This is a genomic window from Actinokineospora sp. NPDC004072 (genome assembly GCF_053604195.1).
Genome location: NZ_JBSGHB010000014.1, coordinates 201,545 through 222,083 on the forward strand (window position 1 = coordinate 201,545; position 20,539 = coordinate 222,083).

The window sequence follows — 20,539 nt, forward strand, 5'->3', positions numbered from 1 at the left end:
TCAATCGTGAGCTGTAGCCGCGTGAGTGCCACGCGGCTACGGCTCGTGGGCCACTCGCCCCGATGAGTCGCTCGAACGTGCCCTACGTCGGTCGGCGGCAGCGGTGACGGTCGGAGCCAAGGGTCTTTGAAGAGGGTGCCCTTGTAAATCATTACGCAGGGCAGTGTTCCGGGTGTGACTTACAGATCAATGGTGGGGCGGGTTGCACCGGCGTAGTCGTCGCCGTGGTAGCGGTAGTCGTCGATCTGGACTGGTTGGCCGAAGTCAGGAGCGTTGATCATCTTGCCGTTGCCGAGGTAGAGGCCGACGTGGTGGATGCGGTGGGGAGTTCCGTAGAAGACCAGGTCGCCTGGTAGGAGCGGTTGTTCGGCGAGGAGGTGCGGGCCGGTGTCGTACTGGGTTTGGGCTGTGCGAGGCAGGGTGATTCCGGCAGCGGCATAGGCGGTGGTGGTGAGTCCGGAGCAGTCGAAGCCGGTGTGGCCGTGGTCTGGGCCGTTGCCGCCCCACACGTAGGGCAAGCCCAGCATCCTGCAGGCGTAGGTGATGGCTGCGTGGGCGGCAGGGTTGGGGGCGTAGATGGTGCCGCAGCCACCGGTTCCGGAACTGGTGGCGGATTGGGAGTACTGGGTGGCTTGGGCGAGGACTTTGTCGACGTACCAGTCGGCGGGGTTGTAGGCGTAGAGGGCGGCGTGGAGGTCGCCGTGTCGTGCGCCTGTGTCGCAGAGGAGGAAGACCGCGGCGTGGATGGCGTCGTGGGGGTTGTATCGGGAGGGCGGTGAGGCGCCGCCGGGTGGGATGGGGTGGGCGGCGATGACGCCGGCGAAGGTGGGGGCGAGGAATTGCATGGGTCCGGCGGCACCAGCGGAGTTCTCGCCGTGGTGGACGCCGGGCAGGGTGGAGCGGCCGTGGTCGGTCTCGACCTTGCCGATGGCGGCGAGGACGGTCCAGTCCAGGCCGGGGCAGTGCGGGGCCGCGGTGGTGTAGAGCAGGCAGTAGTCCGGTGGGATGTCGGCGATCGGTTCCGCGCAGCCGACGGTGGGGGAGCTGCCGAACAGCGCGTCGACGACCGCGTTCACGCTCTGGCCGATCAGGACGGGGATGAGCAGCAGCACCGCGGAGGTGGCGACGGCGACCCTGGCGAGCACGGGCTCACCGCCGCCCGGGCTGGCCTGGCCCGCGCGGCGCCGCCGCGGGCGGCATCGGTGAGGGCGGCGGGAGCAGCGGGCGCGCGGTGTCCGGCCCGGCTGCGATTTCACCGTTGCAGCTGGTGGGTGACTGGAGGTGCGGCCAGGCGTCGAGAAGCCCAGTGAGGGTGCGTCTGGTTCCTCCGGTGGCGGTATCCAGGGGGAGCCAGACCTGGTCGGCCGGGCTGGGGTGGGCGGCCGCAGGGTCGAGCAGCTCGGCGGTCGCGGTGGCGACCGGCACGCAGCGCCGGTCGTCGAGGTCGCGCCATGTCCGTACCAGGAGCCGTCGGGCGCTGGCTTCACGGCGGGTGGACGGCAGCCACACCAGCACCGGTGTGGCGATGCCGGTGGCCTCGGCGAGGGCGGCGTACCCGGCTAGCTTCCCCGCGAGCTTGCCCAGCGGCTCGGTGCCGAAGTCGAACTCGAGGAACCACTCGACCTGCCGGTCGCCGGTTCGCCAACGGCCGTAGCCGTCGGGTTTGACCAGGTCGCCGAAGTGGCGGGCGCAGCGGGTCTCCGACCACCACGCCGTGAGCGCGGCCTGTTCGCCGGGGGCCGGGTGGCGGGCGTGGCCGACCAGGGCGGTGAACCAGTCGTTCACCCCGACCGTGTGCGCGAGGCGCAGGCTGTGGGCGACGCCGAGGGTCCGATCGTGCCGGTAGCCGAGGTCTTTGACGTCGAGGCCGTCCTCGGCGGCGAGCACCGCCGCGCCCGCGGGCGCCAGGACGTAGTGCATGGGCGCGGTGCCGAGGGTGACGAAGGGTTGGAAGCGGTCGACGACTCCCCAGGTGTAGAGCTCCCGCAGGCGCATCCGGCCTGATCGGAAGCTGGGGAACGCGAGTGCGGTGATCTGGTGGGAAGTGAGCACGCGGTGTTCCCAGAGCATCCGGGCGATCCATTTGTCGCGCGGGGTCAGTCGCCACGCGAGCTCGGCTTGGTGTTCGGCGCTGGTGGCCACGCGCGGGGTGGGGCGGGAGGGCTTGTGGCCGCGTAGGGCGCGTTGACGGGTGGGGTTCGTGATCACGTATGGCGCCTCTCTTAGTCGGTGAGGGGATGTCGCCCGGGGGCAACGGGTGCGAGGTGCACGGCCGGAGCTGGGTCAGCTGGTGCGGCGGGGATCGACGCTTCGTGGGCGTGTCGCTGGCTTGTGCTGGTTGGCAATTCGGGGCGGGCTCGACGGGCCGTGCGGCTGCCGTGCACCGACGGTCGGTGGCGCGTAGGTGGCGATCTCGGTCGCGCGGGCCTGCCCCGTGCGGCGCGCGATGCCGCGGATTTCCCGTGCTCTGCCGGGGATGGCTGGTGGGAGGGGTTGGGTGAGCAGGGTGAAGGGCTGGGCCTCTTCTCCGCTCACGACGAGGCGGGCGGCGACGTGGTAGACGCCGAGGTGGGCGAGGTCGTGGTCGGAGAGGCGGGGTGCGGTGTGACGGGCCAGGTCACGGGCATCCTCAGGAGAGGCGTTGAAAAAGATCTTGCTGCGGGCGTTGGTGGAGATGCCTTCGCGGAGTTCGCGGGGCAATTGGCCGAGGTGTTGGTGGGCCAGGGTGATGGCGACCCGGAAGCCACGGGCCTCGGCGAGCATGTCCTCGATGGGATAGGGCAGGTTGAGGAAGTTGTGGCACTCGTCGATGACCAGGCTGGCGTCGCGGCGGTGTCGTTGCGGGGTGCGGGCGCGGGCGGTGGTCGCTTGCCAGGTGCGGGCGACGACCAGCGAGCCGACCAGCCGGGTGGTCTCCTCGCCCAACGAGCCTTTGGGGATGCGCACGAGGCAGATTCCGCCGTCCAACACCCGCGACATGTCCACGGTGGAGGGCCCGCTAGCGATGGCGTCGCGAACGAACGGGCGTAGCAGGAAGGCGCGGAGTTTGTTCATCAGCGGACTGATGACCTGGCTGCGGCTGGAGTCGGTGAGTCCGTCGTACCAGGCCCAGAACCCGCGCAGCACGGGGTCGGTGACGTGGGCTGTGACGCGGGCGCGGAACGGCTGGTCGGCGAGCAGCTTGGGCAGGTCGGAGAGGGTGGCGACGTGGTGCTGGCCGCGGAGGGTGAGGCAGGCGGCGCGCATGACGTCGTCGGTGCGTGGTCCCCAGAACGCCGAGTAGACCCTGCGGAACACCGAGACGAGGTTGTCGACGGTCAGGTCGGTCTCCCCGCCGTCGAGCGGGTTGAGGCAGGGCGGCCGAGACTTGCTGTCAGCATCGAAGACGACCACCCGCTCGGCGGCGGAGCGGGGGAGACGGGACAGGATGTCGGTGACGAGGTCGCCCTTGGGGTCGATCAGCACGACCCCCCGCCCGGCCTCGGCGTCGGCCAAGATCATGTTCCCGAGCAGCGTGCTCTTGCCCGAGCCGGTCGCGCCGATGACGTGCAGGTGGTGGCGGGCGTCGGGGACGCGCAGGGCGACGGGGCGCGGGTGGCCTGCGTCGGCGACGCCGATCGGTTTGGCCTGCGGGCCGGGTGTGGCGATGCCGGGTGGAGGTGCGATGGCGCGGGCTCCGGCGCGGTGCAGGCCGGGGATGGCCGCGTCGGTGGGCAGGTGCGCGATCGCGGCCAGCTCCGGCACTGAGAGCAGGTCCCCGCGGCCGAGGCGGCGGGAGTCGATGACGCGGCCGGGCCGGTGGAGACGGTGGCGGGTGTAGTGGTTGTGCTCGGTGTAGGAGGCGAAGCTGGCTGCCAGCGCGTGAGCGCGGCCGCGGGCGACCTCCCGCGCCATGCTCACCGCCGCTTCGTCGGTGCCGGCGGGGAGCAAGGTGGCCACGGCGTAGCGCACGACGGTCTCGAACTGGCTGCCGCGTTGCTTGCCGACAATCGCCCGGTTCTGCGCCGCGTACTCCAGATTGGTCCGCGGATCGCTGTGCAGGGCACCGGTCACCGTCCGCGTCCCCGCCTGCCGCCGCGCACGGCCGCCGCTGCCGGGGGTGATGGCGGTGGTGAGGATGTCGAGCAGGCGACCGACCGGGCGCGCGGAGGTGCCGTTGTGGAGGTGGCGGGCAGCGCGTCGCGCGCGATGGACGCGGTGACCGGTGACCGGGCGGGCCAGTACCTGCAGGCAGGCGTGCTCGCCGCGCCCGAGGCCCACCGGAGCGCCGATCAGGGCGCGGACGGGGTCGGTGTCGAAGGTGGTGCGGATGGGCAGCGCCTCGGGCCGCGCGAGGCGCAACTCGCCGCCCACGACCAGGCGCCGCTGTCCCGTGCCGGGAGTGGGCAGGGGTGGTCGCGCGGGTTCGACCCGGGTGTGGGAGCCGGGCCAAGCGGCCTCGACCGCGCGCTCGACGAGCCCAGGCGGGACCGGTCCGGGCACCCACATTCGAATCGCGACCCCGGCCTCGGAGAACCCGAACTCCACCGCCAAGTGCGGCTGGCCGGTGACTGCCCGGTGCCAGTTGGGCCGCAGCAGGCCGACGAGGTTGGACCACAACGCGGCGCCGCCCGCCGGGTCCACGGTGGGTGGGGCGAGGACGGTGACCTGACGGGCGCCGGTGAGCAGGCGTGCATGGCAGCGTCGCGCCCACCACCGCCGCCCAGCCACGAGCACGGCGGCGAGCACGACGAGCACCGGCCCGACGACAGGGCCCCAATCGAGCGCGAGGTCGCGTAACCCGGCCAACAGCTTTAGCAATGCGCCGCCGGGGTCGCGTAGGTAGTCCTCGAGCCACCCCGCCGCCGCGGCGGCCGACGAGCGGATCCGTGGGGCTGTGACGAGGGGAAACGGATCCAGTCGTTGGTCCAGGGCAGCTGATAGCCCGGCATCTGTTCGAAGCGACATGTGAAGGCCCCCGGGAAGCTGCGCGGAGACGCGCGGTGGTCAGGCTGCGTCGAGGTGGGTCTGGTCGTCGGCATCGAACTCGTCGCCGTCGAAGCCGAGGTCGACGTAGGTCCCGGCGTCGTCGATAGGGCTTTCCGTGTCGCTGTAGGCGGCGAGTTCGGCGGGGTCGCTGGTGACCAGGTGGTGCTCGGTTGGGGAGGCGATGGCCTGGAACGCCACTCGCTGCGTGCCCGCCGAGAGCAGGCCGTGGCCTCGGTCGGCGGAGAGCAGGAACGCGCGTTCTCCGGCGGAGAGGTCGAAGGTGTGGGTGATCTCGTCGATGGCCTGGGACGCCTGGCGCAGCAGGATCTGGGTGGCGGCGTTGGACACGACCGCTTTGCCCAGTTCGCTGCCGAGCACGTCGGCGGTGTCCTGGGTCGCGACGGTCAGCCCGGCCCAGTGCTTGCGGCTGGCTTTCGCCATGCGGAACAGGAACTCTGCCCCGGACTTCTCTTTCATCAGCAGCCACGCCTCGTCCACCACGACCAGGCGCGGGCGGCGGATGACGGGGTTGGACACCCGCCGCCAGACCGTGTCCAGGGTGAGCAGGGTGCCGATGGCTTTGAGTTCGTCCGGCAGATCGCGCAGGCTGAACACCACGAGGTGGCCTTCGGGGTTGGCGCTGCTGGGTCCGTCGAAGAGTTGCTTGAACGCGCCCTCGACGAACGGGTGCAGTCTCGCCGCGAGTTCACCTCCGGACCGGTCGCCGGACTGCCCGGCGCAGGCGAGCCGGTCCCGCAGATGCCGCAGTGTGGGGGACGGACGGGTCCAGGTGCGAGGGTCGGCGGTGATCCCCACGCCCTGGTAGGTGGCGGCGACAGCCCGGTCCAGCGCGGCCCGTTCCCCCGCGTGGAGTTCGCCGCCGAGGAGGACGGCGACGACGGTGTGCAGGAACAAGCTCCGCCGCACGAGCGCGTCCTTGGGGGCGGTGCGGCGTCCGTCGGCGCGGGTGTGGATGGGCAGGTCGAAGGGATTTAACCGGATCCCGGGCGCGCCGAGGTGGACGTAGGCGCCGCCGACGGCGGCGGCCAAGCGGGCGTACTCGTCCTCGGGGTCGACGACGGCGACCTCGATTCCCCGATACAGCGACCGCAGCAGTTCCAGCTTCACCAGGTAGGACTTGCCCGCCCCGGACCGGCCGAGGACCACGGAGTTGTGGTTGTGCATGCCGTCGCCGAAGCGGTCCCAGTGCACCAGACCTTGAGAGCCGACGTTGTAGCCGTAGAGCACCCCGGACGGCGCGGCCGCGCTGGTGGGGTCGGGGGCGGGGAGGTCGGGGCTGGTGAACGGAAACCCGGCCGCCAACGCGCTGGTGTCGAAGGTCCTGCGCATCCCGATGAGGTCCAGCCCCAACGGCAGCGTCGACACCCAGCCCTGCAGCGACCGGTAGGTGGTGTGCTTGGCGTCGAGCAGCAGGCTCGCGCACAGCGACCGCAGCGCGGCCACCTCGTCGCCCAGTTCCTTCTCGCTGCCGGCGTGGATGGTGAGGTACAGCCCGACCCGGAACAGCTTGCCCTCCCCGCGCGCGACCCGGGAGGACAAGTCGTGGGCGTCCTCGGTGGCGGTTTCGACCTGCGGGTCGAACAAGCGCCCGTGTTCGGCGGTGTGCCGTCGCCCGGCCTCCAGCCGCGCCAGCTGCTTCTTGAGCCGGGTCGCGGCTGTGGCGGGGTCGATCGGCTCGACGTGCACCGAGACGTCTAGGCGCCCGGGGTAAGTCACCAGCGGGGACAGCCAGCCCGGGTGCACCTCGCGCGGGAAGCCGACCACCGCGAAGGAGGAGACCCACTCGCCGGCGACCTCCAGGTGCCGGGCACCCACGGCCACAGCGTCGGGGGTGAACGCCGCGGCCCGGGACGAGCCCGCCATCGGGTGGCGGTCGCCGGGGGCCGTGCGGATGCGGGAGGCCATCAGGACCGCCCCCGCTCGTCCTCGAAGTCCCAATCGTCCCCGTAGTCGTCGTCACCCTGCGCAGTCGCCGCTTGCCCGGATGGCGTGGTGTGGGCGAAGAAGGGGGTGTCGCCGTCTTCGGGCAGGTCCGCGCCGAAGGTGGTGGTGATGACCTCGTCTGCGCTGGCCAGTTCGGCTGAGGGCGGCAGGAGGCTGTCGGGGTTGCACGCCGAGGCCAGCACCGCTGTGGCTTGCCCGGCGTCCAGCGGGGTGACGAGAATTCCGGCAGGGGCCAGCAGCACGATCGCCTCGCCGAGGCGGCGGACCAGCCGTGACTCCGCCGCCCGCCGGGCTCCGGCATCGACCTGGCCCGGTGGTTTGCGGCGCTTGCCCGCCATCGTCCCGAGCATCGCCAGCGCGCCAGGCCCACCCAAGCCGTCGGTCGGCGCCCCTGACCGCAGGCCCTCGCGCAGGACGAGCAGCACCTGGCGGCGCAACAGGTCGTTCTGGCGGCCGAGGTGGGCGAGGTAGTCGGCATGTTCGACGGCGGCGGCTTCCAGCGCCGGGTGCGGCAGCCCGCCCGCGCGCTCGCGCAACTCGGCGATCTGGGCGGTCAGGTCGAGCCGTTGGGTCCGCACGAGCACCTGCACCGGCGCGGTCAGCGAGTGCAGGTACCGGCCGAACGAGGCGACCAGCGCCTCCTGTTCGGTCGGGGTGCGCAACGCGAAGTTCACCGTTGAGGCCACGGCGACCGCGGCCAGGCCGTCGGCGCCCAGGTCGACCACCCCGGTCTCGGTGACGGCCTCTGCTGGCAGCCGCAGCGCCGCTGGCGACACCTCCTCGCCCCCGCCATCCGTGCGGCGGCCCCTGGTCTGGTTTGAGCGGGGTGTCAGCCAGGAAGGTGCCGGGCGCACGCCCTCGGGCGCGGCGACGCGGTGCCGGGGCGTGAGCCGTTGGCGTATCGCGGCGACGAGCAGCTTGTCCATCGGCATCCCATCGCGCTTGCCGAGGGCGAGCATTGCCGAGGCGGCGGCGACCGGGGCGGCGACGGCCAGGAACACCGGGATCGGCACGAGGGCGCGGGTGGCGAGCCAGAGCAGGTAGAGCACCGCCGCGGCGGCGGCGAGGATGGCCAGTTGGCGTGCGGTCAGCGGACCGAGGACACGGTCGTGCATGTCGACGTCGGCCGGGATGCGAACGGGAGTGGTCATGAGGTCCTACCTCCGGGCTTCGAGCCCACGCCGCCCCCGCGCGGTGCCGAGGGCGGGGTGCCGGCGGGTGTCGACGGCTTCGGGGGTGTGGATGGCTTGGGCAGGTCCAGCGGCAGTCGCAGCTGCCGCCCGGGGCGTGGCGGCACCGGCCTGGGCGCAGCAGGCGGCGCGGGAGCTGGTTGGGGTGGGGGCACGCGGTGCACGCCGTCCAGCGGCAGCACGTACTGGCGGCTGCGGGTGGCGCGGTTTCCCCTGTACGGGTCGAAGGGCAGCTCCGGCTGGACCGCTCGGCTGCGCGGGCACGGTGAAGGAATGGACGGCGGCGGGCTCGCTGGGCGTGGCGCTCGGTGGATCCCGTCGAGGGGGAGTGGGTATTGCCCGGTGCGGGTGGGGCGGTTGCCGCGGTAGGGGTCGAACGGCAGTTCGAGTTGCCCGCCGTTGCTCGGGCGCCCGGGGCGCCGCCCGGCAGCGTCGGGTGTGGCGGGGGGTGGTGGGGTGCGGTGGACAGCCAGCGGGAGCCGGTACTGGCCGTCGCGGCCCAGGATCGGCTTGTTCTCCGGCCAGTCCTCGCCCAACGGCAGCGCCAGCTGCCGCCAGGCGGCCGTGGTCGTTTTCGGGCCCGAACCTGCGGCGAGAGCGGCCTTGCCTGTCGGGAGGAACCGTGTGCGGCGCAGGCCGGGCAACGGCAGGACGTACTGTCCGTTCGCGAGCGCACGTGGGGCGGCGTGAGAGTTGGGCGGGCTGCCGCTGGTGCTTGTGCTGCCGTGCCCGCCTCGGCCACCGCCAGAGGTTCGGGGACCGCCGCCCATTCTGCCTCCGTGCCCGCCTCGGCCGAGGAGACCGAAGGTCTTGTAGGCGAGGAAGCCTTTGACGAGCGAGCCGATGAGGCTGCGGCCATTGCCGGTGCGGACGGAGGACAGCACCCAGAACGGGATCTTGAACAGGATGTACATCAGCGCGAGCGCGACAAGGAGGTTGACCAGGCCGGTCATGGTGGGGCCGAAGAGGGTGAACCCGCCGGGGGCGAGGAAGACGTTCATCCCGACGATGAGGGTCATGCTCTGCCCGACCTGGATGGCCAGGCAGCCGCCATAGGCTTTCCACCACCAGTAGGCGATGCCCTCGGTCTGCGGCAGCGCGTGGAACATCAGAGCCAGCGGGGCTCCGGCGATGAGGATGATGGTGAGCGCGACGCGCACGACGTAGGTCACCAGCAGGGCGATGAGCATCCCGGCGAGGAAGATACCGACGAAGATGATCCAGATCCCGCCGTTGAGCGACCCGAGGACCAGGTTGCGCAGGGTCTGGGCGGCGGTGTTGGCGTCGACGCCGTCGCTCATGATGGCGGCGACGAGAGCGTTGGCGATCTGGATGCCCTTGGTCGCCACCCACAACGACAGCGCCCCCGCCACGAACCCCACCGCCAGCCGGGGGGCGAGTTCCTTGATGGAGTGTCGGGTCTGGACGCTCTGGTAGCCCATCGCGATGACTCCGGCGATGAGCACGAGCAGCCCGTAGGAGAGCAGCAGGATCTGCCAGGAGTTGTCCCACAGCTCACCCACCCGCGGCAGTTCCCCGGGCATGGGGGTGGTCAGCAGGGTGCGGGAGAGCAGATCCAGCAGAGGGTTGAGCGCGTCGGTGACGATGCCCCGGAAGAAGGCGTTGATGGCCTCGGTGATGCACGCCCCGATGTCGGTGATCCCGCACTCATCCTCAGGCTCGCCGCCCGGCGCCGGTGGGCCGCCGCCAGGGGCGGTGGGCGGCGCGCTGGACGCGCCGGGTTGGGGGATGCAGCCCTCCCCGGCACACGGTGTCGACGACGCTGTTGGGGTGCTGGGGACGCAGGGCTGCAGCGGCAAGGTCGGGTCGCACGGCGGCAGCGTCGGAGACCCGGTGGGCAGCGGCAGCCCCGACATCCCCGGTGTGGTGCTCGGGACGGTGCAGACCGGCAGCGGCGGCGCTCCAGGACCGCACGGGTCCGGGTCCACTGTCGGCAGCGGCTGCGCGGCGACGGTCAGCGCGACCAGCGGGCCCGAGCTGGGAGAGAGGGCCGCAGCGGCGAGGCCGCTTGAGAGCAGGACGAGCAGACTCCCTGCCAACACCAGCAGCGCGCGGTTGCGTGCTCCACAGGGCGACCGGATGCCTCCGCGGTGCGGGCTGTCAGGTGACGACGACTCACCCGCCGCTGGGGCGGCATTGCGCGGCGAGTTGGATGTCGGGCGCATCGTCAGGCCCCCACGATTCCCTTGAGCACGGTGACGACCAGCGGGGCGAGCGCGGCCAAGGCGTAGCCGATCCCGGCAGCCTTGAAGCACTCCTTGGCCTTCTCCTGCTCGCCCGGGTCGCCGCCGCCGAACACCCGCCGCACCCCGCCGATGGTGAGGAACACCGTCGCCAGCCCGGCGAGGATGCCCATCAACCAGTTGCGGATGTTGGTCAGGACCTCATCGACGCTGCCCGCGATCGCGAGCACCGCGCCCCCGGCGTGCGCGGCCGCGCCCGGGGCCAGCATCGTCACCGCGACCAGCACGGCCACCAGCAGCGCCTGGCGACCAGCACTTCGGCCGCGACGTCCCCCCTCCCTCGAGGGGACCGGGCTGTGGTGAGGCTGGTGGTCTACGGCTCCGCGGCGGTGGCGGCGAGGGCGGACGAGGCTAGGGGTCAGGCGCATCGCGGCACTCCCGGGGTCGTGCCCGACGACCGCCGGGCCGGGTGCTGTGCGCACCCGGGAGGCGGCGTGGGCGAGCAGGTGGTGTGCGCGGGTTCCTTCCCGCACCCCTGAACTCCGGGAAACCGGCCTGACGGGGACACGCGAGCGCCGACTTTCCTCTTCCCGCGCGCCGCCGACTCAGTGACAGGGCGTGACGTGGGGGTGATGGCGTTCCGGCGGCCGGCGGCGGTGCTGATGGTGATCGCGTCGGCAGCCCGAGCGGCCACGTCGTCGGTGTGCGGGGAGCCGGTGGTGGTGTCGAGCAGGTAGGCGACCAGGCGGCGCTCGGCGCGATGGCGCGCCTTCTTCACCGCTTGGTAGGTCAGGCCACGCTCGGCGGCGGCGTCGGCCAGGGGGACGCCCTCCAGGCGGTGGTGCCGATGAGTTCGGCCTCCGCGGCGGTGACCGCGCCCTCGGCGACCGCGCGGGCCAGGACCAAGTCCGGGTGTCCCCACGGGGGTGGCGGCAGGGCGGAGCTGAACACGCGCCCGGTCGGGGTCGGCGCGTCCAGGGCCTCGCGCAGGCACGCATGCCCGCCGCGGTAGGCGGCCCACCGCAACCGGAGCATGATCCGCGGGCGCCGCAGATCGATGGTGGCGAGTTCGGCGACGAACCCGGCGAGCACTGCGGCGTGGATGTCGCTCGGGTCCCCGGCGAAGCGCGCCGAGAGGGTGGCGGCGATGGAGGTCAGCGCGGGCATCGCCACACCGACGCACCCGACCGTCCACGCCTCGCCCTCCGTGCGGGCGAGCAGGACCAGGTGCGCCCACACCGCGTCCCGCGAAGCCTGCGGGCAGCTGCGGCGCAACATCCGGTCGCGCAGCTCGTTGAGCGGCACCCGCCGCGGCGGCAGCCCGGGGAACAACCGGCCGTCGACAGCCAGCGGGTGCGGGTCGGTCAGCAGCCACTCGAACGCCGATCGGGCGGCGTCCAACGGCATCGAGTCACGCTCGAAACCTGAGCGTGGAATAGCGCGCCGCGAATTCATGGAATGACTCCCGTGAACGAGTCGGGACAACGACTCGCCCAGGACGCCACAACCGGTGTTACCGAGCTCTGACCAAACACGCACCGCACGGGCACCGATGAGGTACCGGCGATCTTCGACCGCGCCCACAAGATTCAGTGAGGAGGCAGCGGCGCGCTTGGCGCGGGCTCCCCGACGAGATCGGAACAACTGGCTGGGAATGGTCCTCTACCTGGCGCTATGTGGTTGCGGTACCAGTTCGGTAAGAGCTGCAAGCGACGGCGACGCGAACCGCCCCGCGGGGTCATGGCGTCAGCCGTCTTCAGCCGGAGAAACGCGCCAGCATCGGTAGTCCGACTTTCGTCTCGGGCTCGCGTGCCCGCCCAAGTGGTGTCGGCGCGAAATCCGGGCGCCAGGAAATTCGGCGACAGTGTGTCCCCGTCGGGTCTGTATTTCGGAGTTCAGGGGTGTCATCAGCGCCGCGCATCGACGGGCGCGCCCACCCTCGGCGAAGGGGACACTCGTGACCCAGCCCGACCACGCCGGCCGCCGCTCACCGCGACGGCGTGCCTGCCTTTCCCGTCCGGCCTCGGCTCGTCCCGGCGGGCGCCGGGGTGGGGACCGGCGGCCGTGGCCGACCGCGCCGGCCACCACCCGAGTCAGCCCCGCCAAGCCCGCCGCCGACATGGACCGCTCGCGCTCAAGCGGCGCGGCTTCGGCCCCGACTCCGGCGACCGTGTGGACCGCGGGCGCCGATCCGATCGACCTCGACGCCACCTGGCCCACCGCGCTCCTCGAGCGGGTCGTCACCTCCTTCAGCCACCCCGCCGCGCGCGTCGTGCTGCTGGCCCGGTCGTCGACCCCTGAGCACACCCACCGCACGCTCAGGGCCGTTCGGGACGACGGCGTTGTCGATCGGGCACCCGGCACCGAGCAGGACGTCGAACTGGTCGACGCCGTGGCCGCTGTCGAACGGCTCGACCGCGCCGTGCGCGTCGAGCACGTGCCGGTCGATCCGGTCGGGACCGGGCCCGGCTCGCGCCCCTTCCGGACCAACCCGTCCACCGGCCGCGGCGCGATTCCGGCGCTCGCCGAAGCGGCCTCCGAGGAAGTCGCGCCGGACCTGTCGAGCATGGGCTTCGACGGGGTGGACCTGATCGTGACGAGCCTGCCGCCCTGGCTGTGCGGTGACCGCAGTGTCGACCTCGTCGCGCTGCACGCGGCTCGCCGGTTGCGGATCGGCGGCATCCTCGCGGTGCTCACCCATTGTGACTGGACGCGCGGTGAGTTGACTGACCCGACCGGTGCGGTGGTGGCCGCCGGGCAGAACGCCGACCTGCTCTACCTGCAGCACATCGTCGCCCTCCACGCCCCCGTGCGCGACGGCAGCTTCCACCTCCCCCACACGCCCACAGCGGGCGGCGGCGAGGCCGAGGAGGCGGCCCGGGCACGGCACCGCGCCCAGGTGCGCGGGCTGCCCGTGCCGCATCGCCGGATCCATTCCGACGTCCTCGTCTTCGTCCAACCGCATGACCACCAACCGCCACCCGCGCGACGCGCGGCCGCCGCCGCGAACAGCGGAGGCCACCGATGAACCCCGACCACATCTCCACCGGCGAACCGCCCCACGCTTCGACGGACGCCGCCAGCGAAACGACCCAACGCGCCGGTGTGGACAGGCCTGTGGACAACGCCTCCGACGTGCCGGGGGATGCGGTGTCGGTGTGGGCGACGGCGCAGGCTGCCCCGGCGACGCAGCGCAAGAACTCCTACGTGCCTGAGTCGACCGCGCATCCGGCCAAGATGCTGCCCGAGGTCGTGCGCCACGCCGTCGCGCACTACACCCAGCCGGGCGAGTTGGTGTTCGACCCGATGTGCGGGATCGGCACCACGCTGGTCGAGGCGGTGCGGCTGGGTCGCCGCGCGCTCGGTGTGGAGTACGAGCCGCACTGGGCCGAGGTCGCCTGGGCGAACCTGGACCTCGCCCGCGACGACGGCTTCGACCACGACGCCCGCGTCATCCAGGGCGACGCCCGCCAGCTGGTGACGCTGCTGGCCCCGGAGTACGTCGGTCAGGCGGCACTGGTTGTGACGTCCCCGCCCTACGGGCCCTCCACGCACGGGCAGGTGTCGGTCGTGCCGGGGGAGGGGGTGCAGAAGTACCACCACCGCTACGGCGACAGCCTCGACCGCGGCAACCTCGCCAACATCGGCCACCACCGCCTGCTGGCCGGGTTCACCCGCATCCTCGCCGGCGTGCGGACCTTCCTCAAGCCGGGCGGGCACGTCGTCATCACCATCCGCCCATGGCGCGAACACGCCGAGCTGATCGACCTGCCCTCCCAGATCCTGGCCTGCGGCCGCGCCGCCGGACTCATCCCCGTCGAGCGCGACGTCGCCCTGCTCGCCCGCGCCGCCGCCACCGACCTCGTCGCCCGCGGGTCGTTCTTCCAGCGCGACTTCATCCGCAAACAACGCGAGCGCGGACTGCCGCTGCACCTGATCGCCCACGAGGACGTCCTCGTCTTCCGCACCACCCTGCACAACACCGCAACCGCGGGGTTGGCGGCGGACACGGTCGAGCTCGGACACCGCCCAAGACGAGCCGGAAGCGTGGATGACGCGGCCGAGCAAGGACGAGCGGCATGACCGGCCACGCAGCCTGCCCGCCGCACCGGCGAGCGACACGTCCGCTCGCCGCCGCCCCGACCGCGACGGCGATGCCGGAGCCGGGACGGCAGACCGACCTGGCCCCGGTGCCTGACCCGATCATCGGGTCGCTGTGCACCGGGTACGGCGGGTTGGACCTCGGAGTGCTGGCAGCCTTCGGCGGCGGTCGAATCACCTGGGTAGCCGACCCGGACCCGCACATCCGGGTGATCCTCGCCGCCCGCTTTCCGGACGTCCCGAACCTCGGCGACCTGCGGCACATCGACTGGGCGCGGGTCGAGCCGGTCGACGTGCTCGTCGCGGGATTCCCCTGCCAGGACATCTCCGCCGCCGGGAAACGCGCGGGCATCGAGAAGGGAGCGCGCAGTGGGCTCTGGTCGGACATCGTGGCGGGCCTTCGCCTACTACGACCCGCGCTCGTCGTGCTGGAGAACGTCGCCGCGCTTCGCTGGAAAGCGGGAGGTCTCCACCGTGTACTCGGCGACCTGGCCGAAGCGGGGTATGACGCGCTCTGGCGTAGCGTCCGCGCCGCCGACATCGGCGCCCCGCACCGCCGCGAACGGGTGTTCCTGCTTGCTTGGCGACGCGGTGCTGCCGACGCCGCTCAGCAGCTACTCACGACGTTCGGATCAGCAGTGGCTGGCCCAACGCCCGAACGGCAGCGGGAAGCGGCGCATCTCGATCGGCGACCTCGAGATCCTGCTCGCCACCCTCACCCAGCCGCAACCGACGAACCCGCTGCTGCCGACTCCGACTGCTTCCGACGCGAAGAACTGCAGCCACCGCACCCACACCGGCGGCCCGTCCCTGCCCGACCAGGCGAGGCTGCTGCCCACGCCGCGGGCTTCCGACACCGGCACCGCGGGCCGCAAGGCCGGGGCGGGGTTCCGCCCGCCCCTGTCCCAGCAGGTGCTCCCGCTGGTGGACTCGGCAGCGCTGCTGCCGACGCCGCGGGCGACGGACGGGACGAAGGGGTGCCCGGCGCAGCGCGGGTCCAAGGGCGACCTGATGCTGCCCTCGGCGGTCATGCGCCTGCTCATCCCGACCAGCGTGCAGACCGGCGGCCCCGAGGACACCTTGTAGTCGTCCCCGATTCCGACACCGAGCCGATCCGGGCGCCCGAGCCTGGGCCGCGATCGGTGAGCTGGGGCGTCTACGAGGTGGCGATCCGCCGCTGGGAGACCGTCCTCGGCCGAGCGGCACCATATCCGACGGAGCCCGGCAACCACGGCCGCCCCGTGCTCGCGCCCGCCTTCGTCGAGCACCTCATGGGCCTGCCGAACGGCTGGGTCACCGACCTCCCGCTGCCCCGCACCGCCCAGCTGCGGGCACTGGGCAACGGCGTCGTCCCCGCCCAAGCCGCCCACGCCGTCGCGCTGCTGCTCGGCGACCTCGCCGAACTCCTCGACAGCGAACGCCGCCGCCTGTCAGCCGGGCGGGTGGTGGCGGCATGACCACCATCCACGCCGCCCCGCCGGGGCCCGCGCTGCGGCTGCTGTCGCTGGGCGCCGGGGTGCAGAGCACCACCGTGCTGCTGCTGGCCTGCGAGGGCGTGATCCCGCCCTTCGACATTGCCCTGTTCGCCGACACCGGATGGGAACCCCGGGCGGTCTACGCCAACCTCGACCGCCTCGCCGCCCACGCCGGCAGGCACGGCATCCCGGTGCGGCGGGTCTCTGGCGGGAACATCCGCGCCGACGCCCTGGACCCGCGCCACCGCTTCGTCTCCATGCCCCTGCACACCCTCAACCCCGACGGCAGCCGCGGGCTTGCCCGCAGGCAGTGCACCTCGGAATACAAGATCATCCCTTTGAAGAAGGCGGCGCGGGAGCTGTTGGGATATCCGCATCCGCGGCGGGTGCCGCGCGGGGTGTACGCCGAGCAGGCCATCGGGATCAGCACCGATGAGTTCCACCGCGCCAAGGACTCTGGGCTGCGGTTCCTGCGCAACGTCTTCCCCCTGATCGACCTTGGCTTCGACCGCGCCCGCTGCGTGGAGTTCCTCGCCGAACGCGGCTGGGGCCACACCGTGAAGTCCGCGTGCGTGGGGTGCCCGTTCCACGGCAACACCGGGTGGCGCTGGGTCCGAGACAACGACCCGGACGGGTGGGCGGAAGCCGTGGAGTTCGACCGCGCCATCCGCCACGGCTACCCCCACGCCACCACCCAAGGCCAACAACTACGCGGCCAGTACTTCCTGCACCGCTCCTGCCTCCCGCTGGACCAGGTCGACCTCGACACACCCGCCACGAAGAGGCGCCTGCGGCTGGTCACCACCAACCCGGCCGAGCGGGCCGAGAGCGTGGAGGAGGACGGCGACCCGGACGGCTGCTCGCCATGGTCGTGCCGTTCCGGTGATCCGGTCAGCGGGATAGGGGAGCGTGCGGCGTGACCTTTCCGAAGCCTGCGACACCGATGCCGGTGATCGTCCGTGCGGATGCCAGGGCCATTCCGCTGGCCGCTGGTTGTGTGGATCTGGTTGTGACCAGTCCGCCGTACTTCGGTCTTCGCGCCTACGAAGACGGCGGGCGGCCCTACGCGGGCCAGATCGGCGCGGAGTCCACCATCAGGGAGTACCTGGACGCGCTGGTGGAGGTCACGCGGGAATGTGTGCGGGCGCTCAAGCCGAGCGGGTCGATCTGGGTCAACCTCGGTGACCGGTACGCGGCCAGCCGGTCGGATTCGACCGCCACCAGCGACCGACGGGGCGCCTCCGCGTACGGGCGAGCCAAGTCTCTTCTTGGCATTCCGTGGCGGTATGCGCTGCGTTGTGTCGACGAGGTGGGACTTGTCCTGCGCGCGGAGGTAGTGTGGTCGAAACCGAACGGGCTTCCGGAGTCGGTGACCGACCGCGTCCGCCGCAGCCACGAGACCTGGTTCCACTTCACCGTCTCACCCCGCTACTACAGCGCCGTCGATGAAATCCGCGAGCCGCACGCTCCGGCCTCCATCGCCCGGTCCCGGCGCGCCTACCGCGCGGGGGACCGTTTCTCGGTTGGCGCGCCCCACACGCTGAACCCGTCACAGTTCGCCCATTCGCTGGGCAAGCTGCCCGGCTCGGTGTGGGAGATCCCCACCCAGCCGCTGCGCGTGCCCGCCGAACTCGGGGTGGACCACTTCGCGGCGTTCCCGATGGAGTGGCCCCGCCGGCTGATCCTCGGCTGGTCACCCCGCGAGGTCTGCACAGCCTGCGGACACGGCCGTCGTCCCACGGTGGCGGCACAGCGCTGTCTGGACGGGCGCGCGGTGACGCCCGGCGGCTGGAAACGCGGCGGCGTCCACGGCCAGACCTCAGACGTCGGGAACCGGAGACACCGTACCGTCCGCCGCGTTAGCGGCCACGCCTGCGCCTGCCCGGACACGACCGCGCCCACCGCACCCGGTGTCGTGCTCGACCCCTTCGGCGGCACCGGAACAACCGCGCTGGTCGCCGCCCTGCACGGACGCACCGGCATCAGCATCGACGCCTCGACCGACTACTGCCGGCTGGCCCAGTGGCGAGCGAAAGACCCCCGGCAACGCGCCAAGGCCGCCGCGCCCCCACAACACCGCGCGGTCACCGCCGCCCGGGGAGACGACGCAGCCCATCCAGGGCGTGCCGCATGACCACAACCCGAACCCCTACAGACCTGCCTACGGGCATGCCGGGTCTGGCCTGTACCAGATCGAGGGCGGCCAGAGGCTTGGCGAACCGAGCCCTGCGCTCATGGCGGCCCGACGCGCCTGCGCTGATGGGCTACCTCCTGCTGGTCGTAGCCGCCAACGTCGCCTCAACGCACTGGCCACCCCTGGTGATCGGCGGCCTGCATGTTCCGGTAGGCACAGCGTTCGCCGGAGCGGGCCTGACCGCCCGCGACCTCGTCCACGACAACCTCGGCCCCCGTGGAGTGACCGCGGGCATCCTGGCCGGAGCAGGCCTGTCCGCCTGGTGCGCCTCCCCGCAGATCGCCGCGGCCAGTGCCGTCGCGTTCACCGCCTCGGAAATCGTCGACGCGCTCATCTACACCAAGCTGCGCCACCGTTCCCGGTTGGGCGCGGTCACCGCGTCGAACGCGGGCGGGCTCGTGGTCGACAGCGCGCTGTTCGTGCCGCTGGCCTTCGGCAGCCTCACCGCCGTCCCCGGACAACTCCTCGGCAAGACAGTCGCCACGCTGCTCACCCTCGCCGTGCTCCACACCGCGCGAGTGATCGCCCGCCGGGCGGTGACGCGCCCGTGAAGTTCTACCTGGGCACCCACCAGCCGTCCTGGCTCGCCCGCGACCTCGGCGTGCCATTGCTGGTCAGCCACCGGCGCCTGACCGACCGCCGCACCCTTCCACGAGCCACCGGCCCGTGGGTGCTGGACTCCGGTGGCTTCACCGAACTGTCGCTGCACGGCCGCTGGCGCACCGACGCCACCACCTACGTCCGAGCGGTGCGCCGCTACGCCACCGAGATCGGCCACCTGCAGTGGGCCGCACCCCGCGACTGGATGACCGAACCCCACGTCCTGGCCCGAACCGGCCTGAGCCTGCGCGCCCACCAACACCGCACCGTCACCGACTACCTCCGCCTCCGCGACCTCGACCCCCAGCTGCCATTCATCCCGGTCCTGCAAGGACAAACCATCGGCGACTACCACCGCTGCGCCGACCTCTACGAACACCACGGCATCGACCTGGCCGCACTGCCACTGGTCGGGGTGGGCAGCGTGTGCCGCCGCCAGCACACCGCCGAGGTCGAGGACATCGTCCGATCGCTGGCCGCCCGCGGGTACCGGCTGCACGCCTTCGGCGCCAAGGTCCTCGGCCTCGCCCGCTACGCCGACGCCATCATTTCCAGCGACTCGGCCTCCTGGAGTCTGAGAGGCCGCCACGTGCCCGGCTGCACTTCGACCCACCGAAGCGAGTCCAACTGCTTGCGCTTCGCCCTGGCCTGGCACCAGCGGCTCATCAGCTCTCTACCGCCCGAAGGGACCACGGCGGCATCCGGAAAGCGGCACCACCACCTCACACCTTGTCGAACATCGCGACCCCACCACAGCTCCCGTCGTCCCGCACGACCGCCGACGCGCCCACTACGTGAGGAGAAGCGCCCATGGAACAGCTCGACACCCCACGGTCGGCCGGCGACGGTGGACCACCACAGCAGAATCTGCTCTACACCCCCGCCGAAGCCGCCAGCATCCTCGCCGTAAAGGAGTCATGGTTGCGCAGGAGCGCGGGCCAACGCCGCATCCCCTGCACCTTCCTCGGTAAACACCTGCGCTTCTCCCGCTCGGACCTGCAGGGGATCGTCGCCTCGGCGCACCGGCCGGCCCGGCCGCCTACGCGAACCCGCCGCACCTGACGGTCGTCCCGCTCCGCGGACTTCTGCTGCTGGAAGTTCTTGTGGGCAGGGCTTCCCCTCTGCCCGAAATCGAGCATTCATGGTGGCGGCACCTAACCTATACCGGATCTCGGGAAGGAGCGGGATGGCTTGGGTGGAGAAGTGCGGCAACGGAACCTGGCGTGTGCGCTACCGCCGCGACGACAACACCATCGGATCCGTCTCCGGGTTCTCCACCCAGACGGCCGCCGCCGACCATGCGGTCGACGTGGAGTTCGAGCAGCGCAAAGGTGTCTGGCGCGACCCTGCGTCAGCGCAGGTCACCCTCTAGGAGTTCCTGCCGGACTGGCAGGACGCCCTCGATGTGGCCACCTTCACCAGCGGAGCATCGTTCAAGGCGGCCACCTTCACCGGGTACGTGTGGTTCAACGGGGCCGCCTTTACCGACACCAGCACCTTCGGCGAGGCCACCTTCACCAGTAGTGCGTCTTTCCTCCACGCTCATTTCGAGCGGGGTGTGCCCGCAGATGTGGCGCGGTACTTGTCGGCAGCGCCGCCAGAAGGTGACGCGGCAGGCCCGGTCTCCCCACCTGCGTAGCCGAGCGATTTGACCTTTACGGTCGCTCCCCCGCGATTTCCTACGTAGTGCCGCCCGTCTGGATGGACTGGATGGACTGACCTGGAAAGAAGCTTCATCATCTGGGCTACGCCCCGGCTGGTCAGCGACTTGACCGTGCCGACGGTGCAGCCCAGCTCGACGGCGGCCTGCGCCTCCGACAGGTCCAGCACGAACCGGGCGAC

19 protein-coding genes and 1 pseudogene are annotated in these 20,539 nt (G+C 71.8%); 11 read left to right on the forward strand and 9 right to left on the reverse strand.

Going from position 1 to position 20,539, the window contains the following annotated elements; genetic code table 11:
- Positions 1 to 179: 179 nt before the first annotated feature.
- From ACWEPX_RS22740 to ACWEPX_RS22775, 8 genes are all read right to left on the reverse strand, one after another.
- A complete protein-coding gene (locus ACWEPX_RS22740; protein WP_451899223.1) occupies positions 180 to 1,145 on the reverse strand; it encodes a C40 family peptidase in 966 nt (321 codons plus the stop codon).
- Positions 1,146 to 1,149: 4 nt separating this feature from the next.
- Entirely contained in the window at positions 1,150 to 2,208 is a 1,059-nt protein-coding gene (locus ACWEPX_RS22745; protein WP_451899224.1) for a replication-relaxation family protein, read from the reverse strand.
- 75 nt (positions 2,209 to 2,283) lie between these two features.
- Entirely contained in the window at positions 2,284 to 4,947 is a 2,664-nt protein-coding gene (locus tag ACWEPX_RS22750; RefSeq protein WP_451899225.1) for a type IV secretory system conjugative DNA transfer family protein, read from the reverse strand.
- 39 nt (positions 4,948 to 4,986) lie between these two features.
- Positions 4,987 to 6,894 carry a VirB4 family type IV secretion system protein gene (locus ACWEPX_RS22755; protein WP_451899226.1) on the reverse strand — a complete coding sequence of 636 codons (1,908 nt, stop codon included), beginning with the start codon at positions 6,892 to 6,894 and terminating at the stop codon, positions 4,987 to 4,989.
- Positions 6,894 to 8,084 (reverse strand): PrgI family protein, encoded by a 1,191-nt coding sequence (locus ACWEPX_RS22760; protein ID WP_451899227.1) that lies wholly within the window; start codon positions 8,082 to 8,084, stop codon positions 6,894 to 6,896. The genes ACWEPX_RS22755 and ACWEPX_RS22760 overlap by 1 nt, the downstream gene beginning before the upstream one ends.
- Complete coding sequence (locus ACWEPX_RS22765; RefSeq protein WP_451899228.1) at positions 8,081 to 10,186, reverse strand: hypothetical protein; 2,106 nt, start codon at positions 10,184 to 10,186, stop codon at positions 8,081 to 8,083. The genes ACWEPX_RS22760 and ACWEPX_RS22765 overlap by 4 nt, the downstream gene beginning before the upstream one ends.
- Positions 10,187 to 10,311: 125 nt before the next feature.
- Positions 10,312 to 10,620 carry a pilin gene (locus tag ACWEPX_RS22770; RefSeq protein WP_451899229.1) on the reverse strand — a complete coding sequence of 103 codons (309 nt, stop codon included), beginning with the start codon at positions 10,618 to 10,620 and terminating at the stop codon, positions 10,312 to 10,314.
- A gap of 496 nt (positions 10,621 to 11,116) precedes the next feature.
- Positions 11,117 to 11,734 (reverse strand): hypothetical protein, encoded by a 618-nt coding sequence (locus tag ACWEPX_RS22775; RefSeq protein WP_451899230.1) that lies wholly within the window; start codon positions 11,732 to 11,734, stop codon positions 11,117 to 11,119.
- A 550-nt stretch (positions 11,735 to 12,284) separates the two neighbouring features.
- On the opposite strand from ACWEPX_RS22775, the gene ACWEPX_RS22780 reads away from it, so the two are divergent.
- The 11 genes and pseudogenes from ACWEPX_RS22780 (at position 12,285) to ACWEPX_RS22830 (ending at position 20,069) form a co-directional block, all read left to right on the forward strand.
- On the forward strand, positions 12,285 to 13,355 hold the full coding sequence (locus ACWEPX_RS22780) for a hypothetical protein (protein ID WP_451899231.1): 1,071 nt from the start codon (positions 12,285 to 12,287) through the stop codon (positions 13,353 to 13,355).
- Positions 13,352 to 14,410 (forward strand): TRM11 family SAM-dependent methyltransferase, encoded by a 1,059-nt coding sequence (locus tag ACWEPX_RS22785; RefSeq protein ID WP_451899232.1) that lies wholly within the window; start codon positions 13,352 to 13,354, stop codon positions 14,408 to 14,410. Before ACWEPX_RS22780 ends, ACWEPX_RS22785 begins: the two co-directional genes overlap by 4 nt.
- Before the next feature lie 71 nt (positions 14,411 to 14,481).
- Positions 14,482 to 15,003: pseudogene (locus ACWEPX_RS22790) on the forward strand (DNA cytosine methyltransferase); the annotation flags it as partial.
- Position 15,004: 1 nt separating this feature from the next.
- Entirely contained in the window at positions 15,005 to 15,514 is a 510-nt protein-coding gene (locus ACWEPX_RS22795) for a hypothetical protein (RefSeq protein WP_451899245.1), read from the forward strand.
- Between the two features lie 56 nt (positions 15,515 to 15,570).
- On the forward strand, positions 15,571 to 15,885 hold the full coding sequence (locus tag ACWEPX_RS22800) for a hypothetical protein (protein ID WP_451899246.1): 315 nt from the start codon (positions 15,571 to 15,573) through the stop codon (positions 15,883 to 15,885).
- Positions 15,882 to 16,823 carry a hypothetical protein gene (locus tag ACWEPX_RS22805; RefSeq protein ID WP_451899233.1) on the forward strand — a complete coding sequence of 314 codons (942 nt, stop codon included), beginning with the start codon at positions 15,882 to 15,884 and terminating at the stop codon, positions 16,821 to 16,823. Before ACWEPX_RS22800 ends, ACWEPX_RS22805 begins: the two co-directional genes overlap by 4 nt.
- Positions 16,820 to 18,037, forward strand: a complete 1,218-nt coding sequence (locus tag ACWEPX_RS22810) for a DNA-methyltransferase (protein ID WP_451899234.1) — start codon at positions 16,820 to 16,822, stop codon at positions 18,035 to 18,037. The genes ACWEPX_RS22805 and ACWEPX_RS22810 overlap by 4 nt, the downstream gene beginning before the upstream one ends.
- A 77-nt stretch (positions 18,038 to 18,114) precedes the next feature.
- Entirely contained in the window at positions 18,115 to 18,648 is a 534-nt protein-coding gene (locus ACWEPX_RS22815) for a VUT family protein (RefSeq protein ID WP_451899235.1), read from the forward strand.
- A complete protein-coding gene (locus ACWEPX_RS22820; RefSeq protein ID WP_451899236.1) occupies positions 18,645 to 19,607 on the forward strand; it encodes a deazapurine DNA modification protein DpdA family protein in 963 nt (320 codons plus the stop codon). Before ACWEPX_RS22815 ends, ACWEPX_RS22820 begins: the two co-directional genes overlap by 4 nt.
- Positions 19,508 to 19,759, forward strand: a complete 252-nt coding sequence (locus ACWEPX_RS22825) for a helix-turn-helix domain-containing protein (protein WP_451899237.1) — start codon at positions 19,508 to 19,510, stop codon at positions 19,757 to 19,759. Before ACWEPX_RS22820 ends, ACWEPX_RS22825 begins: the two co-directional genes overlap by 100 nt.
- Before the next feature lie 124 nt (positions 19,760 to 19,883).
- Positions 19,884 to 20,069, forward strand: a complete 186-nt coding sequence (locus tag ACWEPX_RS22830; protein ID WP_451899238.1) for a hypothetical protein — start codon at positions 19,884 to 19,886, stop codon at positions 20,067 to 20,069.
- 170 nt (positions 20,070 to 20,239) lie between these two features.
- Here ACWEPX_RS22830 and ACWEPX_RS22835 read toward each other — a convergent pair.
- Positions 20,240 to 20,539 (reverse strand): sigma factor-like helix-turn-helix DNA-binding protein (locus ACWEPX_RS22835; protein ID WP_451899239.1); only part of this gene is annotated, 300 nt, incomplete at its 5' end.

Coding starts and splice junctions, on each gene's coding strand:
- ACWEPX_RS22750 (WP_451899225.1), bottom strand. CDS start 4,947: ATGTCGCTTCGAACAGATGCCGGGCTATCAGCTGCCCTGGACCAACGA.
- ACWEPX_RS22825 (WP_451899237.1), top strand. CDS start 19,508: ATGGAACAGCTCGACACCCCACGGTCGGCCGGCGACGGTGGACCACCA.
- ACWEPX_RS22775 (WP_451899230.1), bottom strand. CDS start 11,734: ATGCCGTTGGACGCCGCCCGATCGGCGTTCGAGTGGCTGCTGACCGAC.
- ACWEPX_RS22785 (WP_451899232.1), top strand. CDS start 13,352: ATGAACCCCGACCACATCTCCACCGGCGAACCGCCCCACGCTTCGACG.
- ACWEPX_RS22755 (WP_451899226.1), bottom strand. CDS start 6,894: ATGGCCTCCCGCATCCGCACGGCCCCCGGCGACCGCCACCCGATGGCG.
- ACWEPX_RS22805 (WP_451899233.1), top strand. CDS start 15,882: ATGACCACCATCCACGCCGCCCCGCCGGGGCCCGCGCTGCGGCTGCTG.
- ACWEPX_RS22760 (WP_451899227.1), bottom strand. CDS start 8,084: ATGACCACTCCCGTTCGCATCCCGGCCGACGTCGACATGCACGACCGT.
- ACWEPX_RS22830 (WP_451899238.1), top strand. CDS start 19,884: ATGGCTTGGGTGGAGAAGTGCGGCAACGGAACCTGGCGTGTGCGCTAC.